Consider the following 1,886-nt stretch of genomic DNA (forward strand, 5'->3'; position numbering starts at 1 on the left):
GGGAGCAGGAGCCGGGGCGGCCAGGATGGGTGGCGCAGGCACCCTGGCGGGCTTCGGGAGCCCGGGCGGCTTCGGAACCGGCGGACCGACGGCAGGAGTACCGGGCGGCGGCGGCATGTCGGCGGGCTCGGGACCTGCGGGAGCACCCGCAGGGGCATTCTCGTCGTCACATGGTGGTTCCCAGGCCAGCCGCGCAGGGATGATGCCGATGGGCATGATGGGCGCGGCAGGGGCCGGACAGAACGAGGGCCGACGCGGTCACACGCCGGCCGGATACCTGACCAACGCCACCAACACCTCGGAGATCATCGGGGAACCGGTCAAGGTCGCCCCCGCGGTTCTGGGACGAACGCCGCCTCCCGACGACGCCGCCGCCGAACAAGAGCAGCAGCAGGAGACCGCCTATGTCGGCCGGGTCGTCGGACGGCCAATCGTTGGATCATGACGGCGGGCCCTTGCCCGACCGACGTCCATTCCTAGAACGCCAACCCGTGCCGCTCCACCAGCGGCATCGTCGCCTCGAAGTCGATCTCCGCGCCGTACTCGGCAGCGAGCGAGGGGAGCGTATCGGGCGAGTACCCCCCTCCCGGCTCGGCGAGGCGGCGGAACAATGCCTCGAGGCCGCCCGGCACGATGATCTCGAGCACACGGAGTTCGTCGTCGCCAGCATTCCAGAACGTGTGCCAGCGACCGCGCGGCTTGGCCAGGAGGTCCCCCGGCGTCGCCGTGATCTCGACGCCCTCCTCGATGAAGCCGATGGTGCCCGCCAGCACGAATGTGTACTCGTCTTACCGGCTGTGCCGGTGCATCGGGGCGGCCAACGTCCTGGGGTTCACGATGTGCTCGATGATCGCGACCCGGCCGCCGGATACCTGGCTCTCGATGAGGTACCGGTCCAGCAGTCCGGGTTCGCCCGTCACGTCGCCCTGGCCTGCGCGCACGACGTGAGGACCAGGAGGCGTCTCTTTATCATCAATGCCGCTCATCATGCAAATCATACGACCGCGACCCCGGCGCGGGAACCCCCGGCGCGGGAACCCCTGGCACGCGGCCGCAGCCGGCATGGCCGAGCGAGTTCCACTAGAAGAACGCCGCCCAGACCAGGCCGACGATGAACAGTGCAACCCCCAGGAGGAACTGCGTCCGGTTCTGTATGTCATGCCACAAACTCGCCACGAAACGCTTCTTGATGTCGGCCCAGCGTGAGAACGGCGGATCGCCTTCCTCGGCCGGGCAACCGTCCGGCTCAGTTGCCATCCTCGGTTCCTTCCGCATCTGGGCCGGCGTCGTATACGGCATCGTGCACCGCGCCGCCGACTTCCTGTCCCGCCCACGCACCGACCCCGGCGCCGATTCCCGCCCCGATGAACGTGCCCACTGGCCCGAAGAACGACCCCGCAGCCGCTCCGGCAAGGGCCCCGCCGGCCATGCCGCCGCCAAGAGCCCCGCCCGTCTCGAGAATCGCCTCCTCGGCAGTGGTCTCCCCCCTGGCATACCCCGTGACGCCCTCGTACGCCGTGAACCCCCCGCCCGCGGGTCCGGCGAGCCGGCCGGCTCCCCGAAGCAGTCCGGCGGCCCGGCGCCCGGCGTCATCGGGCATCGGATCGGCCTTGTGTCTGCCCCTTGTCTCGGGGTCGTGCTCGTCCGCGAGAGCAGACGCCCCTTCTCTGACGGCCCCGCTACCTGCGGTGATGCCGGTTCCGAGAATCACTGCATCCGGCCCAGGGATGGTCGCCCTGTCCACCTCGGTCGGGATGGCCCGATGCATCATCCCGGCAATGGCGTCGATCTCCCGGCCGTAGTGCTGATCCAGCGACCCGACGGTGGCCAACGCCTGGCCGAGCGCCTCGACATGCCCGTCGACGACCTCCTGGGTGATCTCGTCG

Annotated in this window: 3 protein-coding genes and 2 pseudogenes; 1 reads left to right on the forward strand and 4 read right to left on the reverse strand. The window is 69.8% G+C overall.

What is annotated here, in order from left to right; all coding sequences use genetic code 11:
* A pseudogene (locus G6017_RS16495) lies at positions 1–445 on the forward strand (hypothetical protein); the annotation flags it as partial.
* A 31-nt stretch (positions 446–476) separates the two neighbouring features.
* Here G6017_RS16495 and G6017_RS16780 read toward each other — a convergent pair.
* The 4 genes and pseudogenes from G6017_RS16780 to G6017_RS10105 form a co-directional block, all read right to left on the reverse strand.
* The gene (locus G6017_RS16780) at positions 477–773 is read right to left on the reverse strand and encodes a cupin domain-containing protein (protein WP_347237983.1); all 297 of its coding nucleotides are present in this window, start codon (positions 771–773) and stop codon (positions 477–479) included.
* Positions 774–788: 15 nt separating this feature from the next.
* Positions 789–989, reverse strand: a complete 201-nt coding sequence (locus G6017_RS16785) for a hypothetical protein (protein WP_241731461.1) — start codon at positions 987–989, stop codon at positions 789–791.
* Positions 990–1,080: 91 nt separating this feature from the next.
* On the reverse strand, positions 1,081–1,257 hold the full coding sequence (locus tag G6017_RS10100) for a hypothetical protein (protein WP_182617201.1): 177 nt from the start codon (positions 1,255–1,257) through the stop codon (positions 1,081–1,083).
* Positions 1,247–1,886 (reverse strand): annotated as a pseudogene (locus tag G6017_RS10105) (hypothetical protein); the annotation flags it as partial. The gene G6017_RS10100 and the pseudogene G6017_RS10105, both read right to left, overlap by 11 nt.

This window comes from Dietzia sp. B44 (assembly GCF_014145245.1).
In the GTDB taxonomy this organism is placed as follows: Bacteria; Actinomycetota; Actinomycetes; order Mycobacteriales; family Mycobacteriaceae; genus Dietzia; species Dietzia natronolimnaea.